Raw genomic sequence first — 14,317 nt, 5'->3', positions numbered from 1 at the left:
TACCAGATTACGACGCCTGCGAATATTGCGCGGCAATATCGCTGAACGCGTCATAGCGCTGTGCGATGATCCGGGTCACGGGGCGCCCTGCCTTGGTAATCTGCAGGCCATTGGCGGTCCGGCGGACCATATCACCGAATTCGGCGCTGATGGCATCATGGATCGCGTTGAGGCTGTCGGCATCCGGATGCCGGCTGGCGAGCGCGCCGGTATCAATGGCAAAATCGCACATCAGCATGTTGATGGCATCGCCGCGTAATCGGTCTTCGGCCATCAGGGCATAGCCGCGATGCCCGGCAAGCGTGCCGGCACCGATCCGGTCCATATAGGCAGCAGTGGCGGAGGCGTTTTGTACGTAGCCTTCGGCGAATTGCGAGATGGAGGAGGCCCCGATGCCGATCAGGGTCGGGCAGGTATCATCAGTATAGCCCTGAAAATTGCGCCGCAGATGGCCGGTATCGCGGGCGCGGGTCAGGCTGTCACCCGGTTTGGAGAAATGGTCGATTCCGATAGGTTGGTATCCGGCCTTGGAAAAGGCCAGTGCCGCCTGCCGGGCGAGCGCATAGCGCGCCTCTTCATCCGGAAGCGCGGTTTCGGAGATCAGTTTCTGCCGCTTGGAGAATGTGGGCACATGGGCATAGCCGAAAAGTGCGATCCGGTCGGGGTTGAGCACCCGTACCTTGCCGATGGTGTCGGCGAATTTGGCGGGGGTTTGGTGCGGCAGGCCATAGACCAGATCGGCGTTCAGCGAGGTGATGCCGCCGTCGCGCAGCATGGTGACGCAGGCCTTGGTGGCGGCAAAGCTTTGCTGGCGTCCGATGGCGTCCTGCACCTGCGGGGCGAAATCCTGAATGCCGATGCTGGCGCGTGTCATGCCGACCTGTGCCAGCATGTCGATCTTGGACGCGTCCACCAGCGTGGGGTCGATTTCAACTGAAAAGTTGAAATCGGGGGCAGGGGGGATCACCGCCTTGATGGCGTCCGCCAGTTCCTTGATCAGGTCCGGCGGCAGGATGGTGGGTGTGCCGCCGCCCCAATGCAGCTGTCCCATCTGGACACCGGCGGGCAGCGTGTCGCGCAGCAGTGCAAGCTCTGCCTTGACCGAGGCCAGATAGTTCACGACCGGCTTCAGGGTGGATGTGCCTTGGGTCCGGCAGGCGCAGAACCAGCAGAGCCGTTCGCAAAAGGGGATGTGGATATAGACCGAGACAGGCGTGGCCGGATCAAGTGCCTTCAGGCAGTCGGACTGAATTTGTGCCCCAGTTTGCGGGTTGAACGCGGTCGCGGGCGGATAGCTGGTGTAGCGGGGTACTCGGGCATCAAAAAGGCCGAGCCGGCGGAGGTCTGAGAGATTGTCCATGCCTTTTACTGGCACGGTCCCCCGCCGGTTTTATTGCGCCAGATCAAATGGCGGGCAGAAACCTGTCAGGTCAACTGGCCCATGAAGCAGGCCGTGGTGGCTGCGATTTCTTCTGGGCTTGTATCGCGCCGGAAGAAGGTCGCCAGCCCGATTTCCGGGAACATCAGATAGGTCTGGGTGGAGTGATCGACCAGATAGAATTCCGGATCGTCTTCATGCGCCTGATAGTAGGTTTTATAGGCGCGCGAGGCGGCCCGCACCTGTTCGGGGCTGCCGGTCAGGCCGATCATGTCTTCGTGGAAATTGTCGGTGAAATCGCGCACGACCTCGGGGGTGTCGCGCTGTGGATCGACGGAAATGAAAAGGGTGCCGACATCAAGTCCTTGATCTTCCAGCATATAGGCGGCCTGCGCATTGCGCATGCTGTCAAGCGGGCAGACATCCGGGCAGAAGGTGTAGCCGAAATAGACCAGTGTTGGTTTTGTGATGACATCCGCGTCGGTGACCGTTTCACCGGTTTCCGAGACCAGTTCGAACGGGCCGCCAATCGTGCTGCCTGCGATGGCGGTGGTGCCGCAGGGGTTGGGGGTGCCGCTGGTGGATTGCCACACGTAAAGCCCGATGGCGGCAGCGGCAGCGAGGGTGGTGGTGCCGAAGATGACGGCTTTCATAAGCGTCTCCTTTATTTGGTTTGCGGGTGTTGCTGCCGGATGCGGCAACACCCGCTCATAGGTCTAGTTGCTGTGGGCCATGTCACGTTTGACGATGTCGAATGTGATCTCGACCTCGCCCGCGTTTTCAAAAATCAGCGTGGCGGGGATCGTTTCACCTTCTTCAAGCGGGTTGCCGCGCAGCCCCATGAACATCACATGCAGCCCGCCCGGTTCGAGCGAGACTGCTTCGCCAGCGGGCACGGGGATTGCATCCAGATGCATCATCCTGGCAACCCCATCGGTGAATTCAGTGGTGTGCAGTTCGACCCTTGGGAAATCGGCCCGTATCCCGATCAGCGTATCGTCCTGATCCCCTGTATTGGTGATCGTCAGAAAGCCACCGCCAGCCATCGCTGTGGGCGCCGTGGCGAAGGCCCTGGCGTTTTCGATGCTGACGTTTTCGGCCTGGGCGGTGGAGGCCATAAGGGTAAAGGCGGCCAGAGCGGCCAGTTTGAGCGGTTTCATGTCTTTGTCTTTCGTTGATCCGGGTTTGATACCGGTCGTGTTGATCAGTGAAGGGTGTTCGAAAGATCAGACAAAAGGTGGCGCGCGCGCGGGGGCGTCCGGGTTCATGCGTGTCGTTGTTTCGACAACATGGCGATTGATCCACGCGATGGTCCGCGGAAGGCTGACATGCATGGGCTGACCCGACGCGTCGGGCAGGGCGCAGGTGGCGCTGATCGTGCAGGCCTCGCAGCCTGGTGTATGCCCGGCTGTGGGGTCGCCGTTTTCACTGCAAAGATCGCTGAAAGAGCCACCGGCGAGGATATAGGCGGCGGCTTGGGCCTGTTTGCCTGGATCAGGCGGTTGGTGACCAAGGCTGACGGTGAGCAGCGCAAGGATACCCAGTGCAGAGATGATGCCACGCCAGATCATGTGGCGCGTGCCCGATTGCTGCTGGCGAAAACTTTATCGCAGATTTTTGGCTGCATTGGTTGCATGTCGTTCCGGGTCGCCCGATCTGGTGCGTTGGTAGGTCAGTTATACGCTTTGCCGATAAGTTACACGCAATAATGTAGGCAAGTTGACCGGATCTTGACCTATGTCATTTGATCGCAGTTTGGGGTGGGCGGCCCCGCTGGCGCCGCCCATCTGTTGTTTCAGAAACCGGCCTTGATCAGTTCGAAGGTTTCGGCCTGCCGTTCGCGTTTTTCGTTGGACATGGGCAGTTGTGCCAGGACTGGCACGTCGATCTGGCCCAGACCGGAGGCTTCGAGGTCTTCTTCGGTGACCTGGCTGGCCAGGGCGACCACGTTCGATGATCCGTAGCCCGCATCAAGCAGGGGCACGACAGAGGATTCCGCCAGCATGGCGTTGAGGAAATCATAGGCCTTGTCTTCGGACCCTTGCCCATCGACGAGGTTCACATAGCCGCAAAGCCAGAGTGAGGAGCCTTCTGTGGCTTCACGCTGGAACCCGATGGGGCGGCCTTCGGCGGCCATGGTCGGGTAGGTTTCGTTCCAGGCCCAGCTGACCAGCACCTCGCCCGAGGACAAAAGCTGCGCCAGCTCTGCAGGATCGGTCCAGTAGGTGCGCAGATTGGGGTGGACCTCGCGCAGCCAGTTGGAGGCGGCTTCGAATTCTTCGTCTGTGGCCTCGGCCCAGTTGCTGACCCCGGTGGCCAGATAGGCCAGCGCATATGCATCGTCGACATTGTCCGGCAGGGTGAGGCGGCCCGCATAAGCCGGGTTCTTGAACACCTCCAGGCTGGCCACATCCTCGGCCGGGACCTCGTCAGGGTTGTAGGCGATGGCGGTGGAGCCGAAATCAACGGGGACGAAATAGACTGCGTCGCCTGCGCCGACATCGGTGCCGGTCAGGTTGCTGTCGAGGTCACCATAGGCGGGAATGCGGGATACATCCCATGGCTCGATAATCCCGCTTTCCGTCCATTTGCTGACGGAACCGGCGCAGATATGGGCCACGTCAGCCTCAAACCCGGCGCGGATTTTCTGGAACGCTTCATCCTCGTCCCCGAAGAAGGCGAATGTGGGGCTGTCACCATGCGCCTCGGTATAGCCGACATGGAAATCGGGGTTTTCGAACCCCGGATAGTCAAACACCAGCAGGTCTGCATCCTGCGCGCTGGCGGCAGTGGTGAGCGCCGTTAGCGACACGGCACCCAAAATGGTGGCAAGTTTCATGGTGGTTTCTCCCGTTAGAACCTGCCGCAAATTAGGGCCGCACGAGGGCCACGACAAGTGTCATTTCGCAGCGCGGGCCGCATTGCGTTTGGCGATCACCTCTTGCGCCAACTGTTGTGAATATTGCGCCAGACTGACCAGATTTTCATCAGCTTTGGTGCTGTCGCGCGCCTCGACCGCATCGGCAAGGGCGGTGTGCAGGGCGATGATGGTTTCGCGGGAGCGTGCGGTGAAGGTGATCATGTTCATCAGGGGCTGCATCCCTTCGACCGCACCGGCCAGTTGATAGGACAGGACCGGGTTGCCAGCCGCATCGACCAGTGCCCGGTGAAAGGCGACATCTGAGGCGCAGAACGCCTCATCCGTCAGGCCCGGTTGCCCCTGCCGGTGGATTTCGGCCCGCATGGTGGCCAGATGGTCCGCACTGCGCCGTTGGGTGGAGAGCGGCGCACAGGCCCGTTCGAGCGCATAGCGCGCCTCGCACGCTGTGGCGAAGCTGACATCGTTCATCGACAAAAGCAGGGTCGAGGTGGTGATCTGCTGGCCATAGGCGTCTTCGAATTTCAGCCGGTTCACAAAGGCCCCGCCGGTCGCCCCGCGTTGGGTGCGGATCAGCGATTGCGCGGCCAGCCGTTTAAGCGCCTCGCGCACGGTGGGCCGTGACACGGCAAATTGTTCGGCCAGTTCCGCCTCTGACGGGAGCCGTTTATCGACTGGCAAGGCGCCCGAAATAATCGCATCGCGGATGGCCTTGGCGATCTGGGCTGACAGGTCAGCGGGGTTGGTGGGATCAATTTTCATTTGTCAGACAATTAAACGTCTGACATATGATGTGGCAAGTCCTGAGTCGTCGTTTTGGGAGGACGCCGATGCCTCACCTGATCCGGTCATCGCTTTGGTTGTCCTTTTTCGGGGCGATCCTGTTGGCGTGGTGGATCATGTATGTGATGGCCATGGATATGGATCTGGATCTGCTGGGCCGCCCGGGGCCGATGGGGCAGGCGATGGCCGATATGGACCCGCGCATGCCGATGGATATGCCCATGGCCCGGTTCGGTCCGCTGTTTACGATGTGGGCCATCATGATGGCGGCGATGATGCTGCCGACGATGGTGCCCACATTGACCACTTATGAGCGGCTGATGATCAGTGCCGATGGCACCCGGGCCGGATGGCTGGGTGTGTTGCTGGGATATTTTCTGGTCTGGGTCTGCTTTGCGGCGGTCATTGCCAGCCTGCAACTGGCCTTGCTGTTTGGCGGGGTGGTGAACATGCTGGGCATCGCGCCGATCTGGTTGTCATCCATCCTACTGATTGCGGTCGGCGCGTTCCAGTTCACCCGCGCCAAGGAGGTCTGCCACGGCGTCTGCCATGCGCCGATGACCTATTTCCTGGGCCATTGGAAAACCGGTTTTGGCGGTGGTTTGCGCATGGGGCTGGGTATGGGCGCATTTTGTGTGGGATGTTGCTGGGGCTTTATGGTGCTTGGTTTTGTCGGCGGCGTGATGAGCCTGCTGTGGATGGGCCTTGCCACGTTATTGATGGTTTTCGAGAAGCTGCCTGATATCGGGCATCGCGTGATCAAACCGACCGGAGTTGCCCTGATTGCGGGTGGCATCGGTTTGGCATTCATTTAGGAAAGGAACGCCGGATGGCAGACAAGAAAGAACGCGCACCGGCAGACAGGCTGCCCATTTCACAACGGATTGATCAGCGGATGGAAAGCAACCCGCTGCGCCGCAAGATGAAGCCCACCGAATGGGCCATCAAGGGAGAGTTGTTTCTGAACTGTTCCTGCACGGTGTTTTGTCCCTGTGTCGTCAGCCTTGGTGCCCACCCGCCGACCGAGGGCCACTGCCATGCCTGGATGGCGATTGCCATTGATGAGGGGCATTTTGAGGGTGAGGACCTGTCGAGCCTGAATGTGGGTCTGCTGGTTGATATTCCGGGCCGCATGGCTGAAGGGAACTGGCGTGTGGCGGCTTATGTCGACGAACGGTCCACGCAGAAGGCCTATAACGGTATTCTGAAGATATTTAGCGGGGCGGCTGGGGGCACGACAGGCCTGTTCACGATGCTGGTGTCCGAGATCATTGGCGCCGAGCGCGAAAAGGTCGAGATCGTGCGCGAAGGCACGAAGCGCGGCATCTATATTGGCCGCAAAATTCAGGGTGAGATCGAGATGATGAAGGGCGCCAGCCCCGACCATCCGGTCATGATCAGCAATTCGAAATACTGGATGGGCCCGGATATCATTGCTGCCGCCGGGACGAAATCGAAGGTCCGCGATTATGGTCGCGTCTGGGATTTTGGCGGCAAATCGGCCGAGATCTGCCCGATTGACTGGAAAGGCCCAAAACCGTGATCACGCCCAAATACTGTCAGACCATGGCCCGCTATAATGCCTGGCAGAATACCGGGCTGCGCGAGATGATCCCGGCGATGTCCAAAGAGGAGCTTTATCAGGATCGCGGTGCCTTTTTCGGGTCAATCATGGGGACATTGAATCATCTGCTTTGGGCCGATCATCTGTGGATCAGCCGATTTGATGGCGGGGCGGGCCCTGATTTGTCAATTGCCGAAAGTACTGATTTTACCCCGACACCGGCGGTCTGGGCCGCAGACCGATTTCGCGTAGATGCCCGGATCACGCTTTGGGCCGAAAGTGTCAGTGCGATTGATCTGGTGGGCGATCTGAAATGGTATTCGGGCGCGATGAAGCGGGATTTTGAGAAGCCTGTCGCGCTGTGTGTGATGCAGTTGTTTAACCACCAGACCCATCATCGCGGGCAGGTCCACGCCATGCTGACGGCGGCCGGGCAAAAGCCCAACGATACCGATTTGCCGTTTATGCCGGAGGATCGCTGACATGCCGATACTGGTCATTGCTGCGCTGCTGATTGCGGTCCTGTTCTGGAACCTGGGTCGTCGGTCGGCACCGGTGGGTGCGCGCCGACCCTCTGGGAGTTGTCGCTGGGTGGCGACCGGAAATGACACGGTGTCGCTGGGCGAATACCGCTGCAAGACTTGCAAGGTCGCGGCTTATGCAAAGGGCGGGAAGCCGCCGCAGGAGTGCAAACGTGGAATGGGTGGATCACTGTGATGGCGACAATTGCACCGTCCCGCCGTATTCGGCGCACCCCCTTCACCGCCGGCGTAGAGGCGGCAGGTGTCAAAGGGTATACGGTTTACAACCACATGCTGCTGCCGACGGTCTTTGAGAGTGTCGAGGCGGATTATCGGCATTTGAAATCGGCGGTGCAGGTCTGGGATGTGGCGGTTGAACGCCAGATCGAGTTGCGCGGCCCTGACGCTGCCCGGCTGATGCAGATGCTGACCCCCCGCGATTTGCGCGGGATGCTGCCGGGGCAGTGCTATTACGTGCCCATCGTTGATGAGACGGGGGGCATGTTGAACGATCCGGTGGCGCTGAAACTGTCGGAGGATCGGTGGTGGATATCCATTGCCGACAGCGATTTGCTCTTCTGGGTCAAAGGGTTGGCCTATGGCTATCGGCTGGATGTTCTGGTGGACGAACCTGATATCTCGCCGTTGGCAGTGCAGGGGCCCAAGGCCGAAGAACTGGTGGCGCGGGTGTTCGGTGATGCCGTACGTGCCATCAAGTTTTTCCGTTTTGGCTGGTTCGATTTTCAGGGTGTCAGCATGGCGGTCGCCCGGTCCGGCTATTCCAAGCAGGGCGGGTTCGAGATTTACGTGGATGGCACCGCCAACGGCATGCCGCTGTGGAATGCACTGTTCGAGGCGGGCCGCGATCTGGATGTGCGGGCAGGCTGCCCCAATCTGATTGAGCGGATTGAGGGTGGCCTGTTGTCTTATGGCAATGACATGACCCGCGAAAACACGCCGCATGAATGCGGGCTGGGCCGGTTCTGTTCGACCCAGACGGCGATTGGCTGCGTCGGGCGTGACGCCTTGTTGCGGGTGGCCAAGGAAGGACCGACGCAACAGGTCAGGCCCGTTTCGATTGATGGTGACATCCCGTCCTGTGATCGTGCCTGGCCCTTGATGGCCAAGGGCAAACGGGTGGGGCAGGTGACATCGGCGGCGAAATCCCCGGATTTTGGCACCAATGTTGGCATTGGCATGGTCAGGATGACCCATTGGGATGACGGTACGGTTTTGCAGGTCGACACACCGGACGGGCCGCGCGATGCGACCGTTCATGAAAAATTCTGGATTTGAGGGAGACGGCGATGTTCAAGGCATTGGTGGTAGAAAAAGACGATGACGGCAAGACCAGCGCAAGCGTGCAGGAGCTGTCGGAGGACCGCCTGCCTGCAGGTGAGGTGACCGTGGCGGTGGAGTATTCCACCGTGAACTACAAGGACGGTTTGTGCATCGGCCCCGGCGGCGGTCTGGTGCGCAACTATCCGCATGTGCCGGGTATTGATTTTGCAGGGACGGTCGAGGCATCCGATGATGATCGTTACAAGCCAGGCGATAAGGTTGTGCTGACCGGCTGGCGCGTGGGCGAGGCGCATTGGGGCGGTTATGGTCAGAAGGCTCGGGTCAAGGCTGATTGGCTGGTGCCTTTGCCAGATGGTCTGGATGCCCGGCAGGCGATGGCCGTGGGGACCGCCGGGTTTACTGCTATGCTGGCCGTCATGGCGCTGGAGGATCACGGGATCAAGGATGGGCCGGTGTTGGTGACTGGCGCTGCGGGCGGTGTGGGGTCCGTGGCCACCGCGATTTTGGCCAATCTTGGGTATGAGGTTGCCGGTGTCACCGGGCGGCCTGAAACAGCGGATTATCTGCGGTCGCTGGGTGCAAGCCAGATCGTTCCGCGCGAAGAGATCAACGAGACCACCAAACGCCCATTGGAGGGCGAGACATGGGCGGGCTGTGTCGATGCCGTTGGGGGTGCAATGCTGGCGCGCGTGTTGGGCCAGATGAAATACGGAGCGTCGGTTGCTGCCGTGGGTCTTGCGGGTGGTGCCGCGCTGCCCGCGACGGTCATTCCGTTCCTGCTGCGCGGAGTGAACCTGCTGGGGATCGACAGCGTGATGCAGCCCTATGACAACCGGGTTCGGGCCTGGGCGCGGATCGCAAAGGATCTGCCAATGGACAAGTTGGAAGCGATGATCCAGCCTGCGACGCTGGCTGATCTGCCGCAACTGGGCGCCGACATCCTGAAAGGCCAGGTGAAGGGCCGGGTGGTTGTTGATCTGAACGGCTGACAGGCTGCTTTGTTTCCGGATCTGACCTAAATCGACATCAGAATAGCCGTCCGGGACAATCGTCGCCGGGCGGTTTTTTTGATGTGCGAATGCTGCAATTGCATTGAATATCTTGCACTTGCAGCGTCGGTATTGTGATCGGCACGCCGCAAAAACAGCTTATACTGCTGGGTTTTGTAGGTATAGTTGGTGCATAATAATAGCCAACGGGGAAACAAAATGGCGCTCAAACCACCTTTATCGGACCTTCCGATCAAGACCGCTGACAGCGGTTTTTATCGCGGGTTCAGTGTGAATGTCACGGTGATCAGCAAGATCATCATCAGCATGCTTGTCGTCTGGTGCATTTTTTGGCCGCTTCAGGCTGGCCGAATCCTTGGCGATTGGAACTCTGCCATTCTAGCACAGTTCGCGGCATGGTATATCTGGGTTGTGGCGGCATTTGTCATTGTTTGCCTGGGCCTTGCTATTTGGCCGGCAGGTGGCAGGCTGAACCTGGGTGTCGAAGGAGAGAAGCCGGAATTTTCCAATTTTTCATGGTTCTCGATGATGTTTGGTGCCGGGATCGGGGTTGGCATGCTGACATGGGCCGTGGCGGAACCCGTTGCGCATTTTGGCCAGAACCCGTCAACTATCGCGGGTATCACGACAAGCCTTGGTGAAGATAATGTGCGCACGGCCTATGTGTGGTCCTACATGCATTGGGGGCTGGGTGCCTGGGCATGCTACGCGATTGCGGGTCTTTCGCTTGCGTTCTTCAGCTATCGGCGCGGCTTGCCGCTGACAATCCGGTCGGCGCTGACCCCGCTTTTCGGTAAATCCCTGTCCGGCGTGCTGGGCCACATCATTGATATCGTGGCGGTTGTGGCAACCATTCTGGGTGTGGCGCAGACGCTTGGTTTTGGTGTGGACCAGTTTGTCGCAGGTCTGACCCGGATCGGGATTGATGGTCTGGTGCATGCCGAAGGTGCGCTGAATGCTGATGGCGAAAGTATCGCAGGGACGGTGAACACATTTGGTATTGTCGTGGCGCTGCTCTTTATTATGGGCGCGTCGACACTTTCCGCGCTGTCGGGCGTTGGCAAAGGCATCAAGTGGTTGTCCAACATCAACATGGTTCTGTCGATCATTCTGCTGGGCTTTTTCATCATCTTTGGTGCGACATGGTTTGGGGCGTCCGCCTTCTTTGTCGGGATCTGGGACTATCTGATTGCGCTGCCGGGCCTGTCGGTTCAGGTCCATGCGGGCACCGCTCTTGAGGCATTCGTCGCGGCTGCGCCAGCCTCGATTCAGGCCTTGTCGCCGGAGGAAGCGCAGGCGGTTCTGAGTGCTTTGTCTGGTCCGGGTGCCAGTGTCGATAGTGTGACAGCCAAACTGGCCGAAGATTCGATCACGGTTCCGACCGCTGATCTGGCCGTGGCGTTGGATGCGACACTGAATGACCGCCTGACCACATGGCAGGGCTGGTGGCCGGTGTTCTACTGGGCTTGGTGGATCGCCTTTGCGCCCTTTGTGGGTCTGTTCCTGGCCCGCATCTCGCGCGGGCGCACGATCCGCGAATTCGTGCTGGGTGCGATGATCGTCCCGTCACTGATGTGCTTTGTCTGGTTTGCATGGGCCGGTGGCACTGCTGTCGATCTGGAGCTGAATGGCGATGCGAATGGTGTGATCCTGAATGCAGGTAATGGCGACAAGATCTTTGCGATGACGGAGTTCATGTTGTCGCCGATCAGCCAGTGGCTGTCTTGGGGCATGGCTGTCATGATCGTTGTCTTGCTGATGACGTTCCTTGTCACCTCGGCTGACTCTGCTGTTCTGATCGTCAACACGATCAACGCGGCAGGCGATGAAGGACCCAAGGCGCGCCCCCATATCATGTTCTGGGGTGCTGCCCTGGCCCTTGTGGTGGGTGGTTTGCTGATCTCGGGCGGTACGGGGGCGATCCAGACGGCGATGGTCATCGGTGCCTTGCCGTTCTCGATCGTCATGGCGCTGATGTGTATCGCCTTGGTCAAAGCCATCTATAATGATGGCCGCCGAGAGGCTGCAGGCATTCCGACCACATTTGTGGATGACGCTGTGCCTGCGGAATGACCCATACGGATCAGAGCGAACGACGTCCCTGACCTGTAGAGGGATCGTCGTTCGGAAGTTGGGAAAGGCCGCCTGTCACGGGCGGCCTTTCTTGACTCTGCGGTGCAACCGGTTTGATGTGGGTTCATGACATTAGATATTGAATGGGTTCGATCCCAGTTTCCCGCATTTCGCACGCCATCATTGCAAGGACAGGCATTTTTCGAAAACGCAGGCGGCTCGTATGCCTGCCAGCAGGTGATTGACCGGCTGCACAGGTTCTATACCGAACGCAAGGTTCAGCCCTATGCCCCTTATGGTGCCTCCCATCTGGGCGGTGAGGAGATGGACGAGGCCCGGTCGCGTCTGGCAGCGATGCTGGGTGTGGCCCCGCACGAGTTGTCATTCGGCCCCTCGACCACGCAGAATACCTATGTGCTGGCCCAGGCCGTTCGACACTGGTTGAAGCCGGGCCAAAGCATCATCGTGACCAATCAGGATCATGAGGCCAATAGTGGCCCGTGGCGCCGCTTGGCCGAAGAGGGCGTGACCATCCGCGAATGGCAGGTCGATCCCGAGACGGGCGAGCTGGCGCTGGATGATCTGACTGCGATGCTCGACGATGATGTGGCGCTGGTGGTGTTTCCCCATTGTTCGAATGTGGTTGGTGCGATCAATGATGTGGCCGCGATCACCAAACTGGCCCATGACGCAGGTGCCCGTGTTTGCGTGGATGGTGTCAGCTATGCCCCGCATGGCTTGCCCGATGTAGGGGCGATGGGATGTGACGTTTATCTCTTCAGTGCCTACAAGACCTATGGTCCGCATCAGGGGTTGATGGTGATCCGCGAAGATTGGGGCATGGCCTTGCCCAATCAGGGGCATCATTTCAATGGTGATACTTTGTATAAACGGTTTACGCCTGCTGGACCGGATCATGCGCAGGTGGCCGCAAGCGCCGGTATGGCGGATTACTTCGAGGATATGGCCGCCCGCCATGGTGGTGGCGCGGGTGCCGATGCGGCCCGAAAGGCGCATGACCTGATGCGTGCGCATGAGGTGGCGTTGCTGCAGCCGCTGCTGGATCATGTCAGCGCCAAGAACTCGGTACGGCTGATCGGTCCGGCCGACGCTGACCGCCGCGCACCGACTGTTGCACTGGCGCTGGAGACGAGCGGACCTGATGCGGCTGCAGCTTTGGCGGATCTTGGAATCATGGCCAGCGGTGGCGATTTCTATGCCCAACGCCCCTTGCAGGCCTGTGGTGTGGACATGGACAAAGGCGTGCTGCGCGTCAGCTTTGTGCATTACACAACCAAGGCCGAGGTTGACGCGCTGATGACGGCGCTAGATCAGGTTCTGTAGGCAGGCCGCTTTCGTGCCTTGCGCGGAGGTGTCATGAGCAAGTCCCCGATCCTGTTGTGGTTTCGCCGCGATCTGCGGTTAGGTGATCATGCGGCGCTGACGGCCGCGTGCGACAGTGGGCGTCCGGTGATCCCGCTGTTCATTCATGACGAAGTTGTTGAGACGCATGGCGCAGCCCCCCGGTTTCGCCTGGGCCTGTCTGTTGCGGATCTGGCGAATTCGCTGAAGGACAAAGGCAGCCGCCTGATCCTGCGCCGCGGCAAGGCGCTGGATGTGCTGCGCGACCTGATCGAGGAGACCGGGGCAGGGGCGGTGTACTGGTCCCGGCTTTATGATCCTGACAGCAAGGCGCGCGATACGGATGTAAAAGCGGCGCTGAAGGACGACGGGATTGATGCTAGAAGCTTTGCCGGGCATGTCCTGTTTGAGCCCTGGACCGTCGAGACTAAGACAGGTGGTTTTTACAAGGTATTCACGCCGATGTGGAAATCTGTGCGCGGCAATGATGTGCCGTCTGCCTTGCCCACACCGGGCAATATACCCGCACCAGGTGGCTGGCCTGCCTCTGACGATCTGGATGACTGGCAGATGGGCGCGGGAATGCAGCGTGGCGCGGACATCTTGCGCACGCATTGCACCGTGGGTGAGACGGCTGCTTCACATCGTCTGGGCGCATTCATGGCACACCGCGTAGCGGGTTATCAGAAGAACCGTGACCTTCCAGCGGTGGACGGCACATCGGGCCTGTCCGAGAACCTGACCTATGGCGAGATCAGTCCACGCAGTTGCTGGCATTCGGGTTGGCGGGCATTGAATGATGGCAAGTCGGATGCCGAGGTTTTCCTGAAAGAGCTGGTCTGGCGCGAGTTTGCTTATCATCTGGCGCATCACACGCCCCGGATTGTCAGTGACAACTGGAAAGAGGATTGGGACGCCTTCCCATGGAACACCGATGAACGGCTGGCCGAGGTCAAGGCCTGGAAACAGGGGCGCACAGGCATTCAGTTCGTCGATGCGGCCATGCGCGAGATGTATGTGACCGGCACCATGCATAATCGGGGGCGGATGATTGTGGCGTCCTACCTGACCAAGCATCTTTTGTGTCATTGGAAGATCGGGATGGATTGGTTTGCCGATTGCCTGATCGATTGGGACCCGTGCAGCAATGCGATGGGCTGGCAATGGTCGGCAGGATCGGGGCCGGATGCGACCCCCTATTTCCGGGTGTTCAATCCGGTCACGCAGCTTGATAAGTTCGACAAGGACCGTACCTACACGAAACGGTGGCTGGCGGAACCTTACAAAAATGCATCTGACACTGCCCGCAGCTATTTTGATATGATCCCCAAACAGTGGGGCATGTCGCCGGATGATCGCTATCCCGATCCGATTGTGGCTGTCGATGAGGGGCGCAAACGGGCGCTGGATGCCTACGAAAACCGCAACTTTTAGTGACGCTGGGTC

At 59.6% G+C, this 14,317-nt stretch carries 15 protein-coding genes; 9 read left to right on the top strand and 6 right to left on the bottom strand.

Features of this window, described 5'->3' with window-relative positions; all coding sequences use genetic code 11:
- Positions 1-7 precede the first annotated feature (7 nt).
- The 6 genes from hemN to ACFWW4_RS17245 form a co-directional block, all read right to left on the bottom strand.
- Entirely contained in the window at positions 8-1,360 is a 1,353-nt protein-coding gene (gene hemN, locus ACFWW4_RS17270; RefSeq protein ID WP_411892006.1) for an oxygen-independent coproporphyrinogen III oxidase, read from the bottom strand.
- Between the two features lie 65 nt (positions 1,361-1,425).
- Positions 1,426-2,031 (bottom strand): SCO family protein, encoded by a 606-nt coding sequence (locus ACFWW4_RS17265; protein ID WP_411892005.1) that lies wholly within the window; start codon positions 2,029-2,031, stop codon positions 1,426-1,428.
- 63 nt (positions 2,032-2,094) lie between these two features.
- Positions 2,095-2,538 (bottom strand): copper chaperone PCu(A)C, encoded by a 444-nt coding sequence (locus ACFWW4_RS17260; protein WP_411892004.1) that lies wholly within the window; start codon positions 2,536-2,538, stop codon positions 2,095-2,097.
- A gap of 66 nt (positions 2,539-2,604) precedes the next feature.
- Entirely contained in the window at positions 2,605-2,949 is a 345-nt protein-coding gene (locus tag ACFWW4_RS17255) for a hypothetical protein (RefSeq protein ID WP_411892003.1), read from the bottom strand.
- Positions 2,950-3,173: 224 nt separating this feature from the next.
- A complete protein-coding gene (locus ACFWW4_RS17250) occupies positions 3,174-4,217 on the bottom strand; it encodes an ABC transporter substrate-binding protein (protein WP_411892002.1) in 1,044 nt (347 codons plus the stop codon).
- A 60-nt stretch (positions 4,218-4,277) separates the two neighbouring features.
- Positions 4,278-5,018 (bottom strand): FadR/GntR family transcriptional regulator, encoded by a 741-nt coding sequence (locus ACFWW4_RS17245; protein WP_411892001.1) that lies wholly within the window; start codon positions 5,016-5,018, stop codon positions 4,278-4,280.
- A gap of 68 nt (positions 5,019-5,086) precedes the next feature.
- On the opposite strand from ACFWW4_RS17245, the gene ACFWW4_RS17240 reads away from it, so the two are divergent.
- From ACFWW4_RS17240 to ACFWW4_RS17200, 9 genes are all read left to right on the top strand, one after another.
- On the top strand, positions 5,087-5,854 hold the full coding sequence (locus tag ACFWW4_RS17240; RefSeq protein WP_411892000.1) for a DUF2182 domain-containing protein: 768 nt from the start codon (positions 5,087-5,089) through the stop codon (positions 5,852-5,854).
- A gap of 14 nt (positions 5,855-5,868) precedes the next feature.
- Complete coding sequence (locus tag ACFWW4_RS17235; RefSeq protein WP_411891999.1) at positions 5,869-6,582, top strand: DUF1326 domain-containing protein; 714 nt, start codon at positions 5,869-5,871, stop codon at positions 6,580-6,582.
- A complete protein-coding gene (locus tag ACFWW4_RS17230) occupies positions 6,579-7,085 on the top strand; it encodes a DinB family protein (RefSeq protein WP_411891998.1) in 507 nt (168 codons plus the stop codon). Before ACFWW4_RS17235 ends, ACFWW4_RS17230 begins: the two co-directional genes overlap by 4 nt.
- A gap of 1 nt (position 7,086) precedes the next feature.
- Positions 7,087-7,320, top strand: coding sequence for a hypothetical protein (locus tag ACFWW4_RS17225; protein WP_411891997.1), 234 nt, complete (start codon positions 7,087-7,089; stop codon positions 7,318-7,320).
- The gene (locus ACFWW4_RS17220; protein ID WP_411891996.1) at positions 7,320-8,420 is read left to right on the top strand and encodes a dimethylsulfoniopropionate demethylase; all 1,101 of its coding nucleotides are present in this window, start codon (positions 7,320-7,322) and stop codon (positions 8,418-8,420) included. The genes ACFWW4_RS17225 and ACFWW4_RS17220 overlap by 1 nt, the downstream gene beginning before the upstream one ends.
- An 11-nt stretch (positions 8,421-8,431) precedes the next feature.
- A complete protein-coding gene (gene acuI, locus ACFWW4_RS17215; RefSeq protein ID WP_411891995.1) occupies positions 8,432-9,415 on the top strand; it encodes an acryloyl-CoA reductase in 984 nt (327 codons plus the stop codon).
- Positions 9,416-9,634: 219 nt separating this feature from the next.
- Positions 9,635-11,509 carry a BCCT family transporter gene (locus ACFWW4_RS17210; RefSeq protein WP_411891994.1) on the top strand — a complete coding sequence of 625 codons (1,875 nt, stop codon included), beginning with the start codon at positions 9,635-9,637 and terminating at the stop codon, positions 11,507-11,509.
- 126 nt (positions 11,510-11,635) lie between these two features.
- Positions 11,636-12,853, top strand: coding sequence for an aminotransferase class V-fold PLP-dependent enzyme (locus tag ACFWW4_RS17205; protein WP_411891993.1), 1,218 nt, complete (start codon positions 11,636-11,638; stop codon positions 12,851-12,853).
- Positions 12,854-12,886: 33 nt separating this feature from the next.
- The gene (locus tag ACFWW4_RS17200) at positions 12,887-14,305 is read left to right on the top strand and encodes a cryptochrome/photolyase family protein (RefSeq protein WP_411891992.1); all 1,419 of its coding nucleotides are present in this window, start codon (positions 12,887-12,889) and stop codon (positions 14,303-14,305) included.
- The last annotated feature ends 12 nt before the right edge of the window (positions 14,306-14,317 follow it).

It is taken from the genome of Yoonia sp. SDW83-1 (genome assembly GCF_046762885.1).
Lineage (GTDB): Bacteria > Pseudomonadota > Alphaproteobacteria > Rhodobacterales > Rhodobacteraceae > Yoonia.
This window is presented reverse-complemented; position numbering and strand designations above follow the sequence as displayed.

Coding starts and splice junctions, on each gene's coding strand:
- ACFWW4_RS17265 (WP_411892005.1), bottom strand. CDS start 2,031: ATGAAAGCCGTCATCTTCGGCACCACCACCCTCGCTGCCGCTGCCGCC.
- acuI (WP_411891995.1), top strand. CDS start 8,432: ATGTTCAAGGCATTGGTGGTAGAAAAAGACGATGACGGCAAGACCAGC.
- ACFWW4_RS17255 (WP_411892003.1), bottom strand. CDS start 2,949: ATGATCTGGCGTGGCATCATCTCTGCACTGGGTATCCTTGCGCTGCTC.
- hemN (WP_411892006.1), bottom strand. CDS start 1,360: ATGGACAATCTCTCAGACCTCCGCCGGCTCGGCCTTTTTGATGCCCGA.
- ACFWW4_RS17235 (WP_411891999.1), top strand. CDS start 5,869: ATGGCAGACAAGAAAGAACGCGCACCGGCAGACAGGCTGCCCATTTCA.
- ACFWW4_RS17220 (WP_411891996.1), top strand. CDS start 7,320: ATGGCGACAATTGCACCGTCCCGCCGTATTCGGCGCACCCCCTTCACC.
- ACFWW4_RS17200 (WP_411891992.1), top strand. CDS start 12,887: ATGAGCAAGTCCCCGATCCTGTTGTGGTTTCGCCGCGATCTGCGGTTA.
- ACFWW4_RS17260 (WP_411892004.1), bottom strand. CDS start 2,538: ATGAAACCGCTCAAACTGGCCGCTCTGGCCGCCTTTACCCTTATGGCC.
- ACFWW4_RS17210 (WP_411891994.1), top strand. CDS start 9,635: ATGGCGCTCAAACCACCTTTATCGGACCTTCCGATCAAGACCGCTGAC.
- ACFWW4_RS17205 (WP_411891993.1), top strand. CDS start 11,636: ATGACATTAGATATTGAATGGGTTCGATCCCAGTTTCCCGCATTTCGC.
- ACFWW4_RS17240 (WP_411892000.1), top strand. CDS start 5,087: ATGCCTCACCTGATCCGGTCATCGCTTTGGTTGTCCTTTTTCGGGGCG.
- ACFWW4_RS17225 (WP_411891997.1), top strand. CDS start 7,087: ATGCCGATACTGGTCATTGCTGCGCTGCTGATTGCGGTCCTGTTCTGG.
- ACFWW4_RS17250 (WP_411892002.1), bottom strand. CDS start 4,217: ATGAAACTTGCCACCATTTTGGGTGCCGTGTCGCTAACGGCGCTCACC.
- ACFWW4_RS17245 (WP_411892001.1), bottom strand. CDS start 5,018: ATGAAAATTGATCCCACCAACCCCGCTGACCTGTCAGCCCAGATCGCC.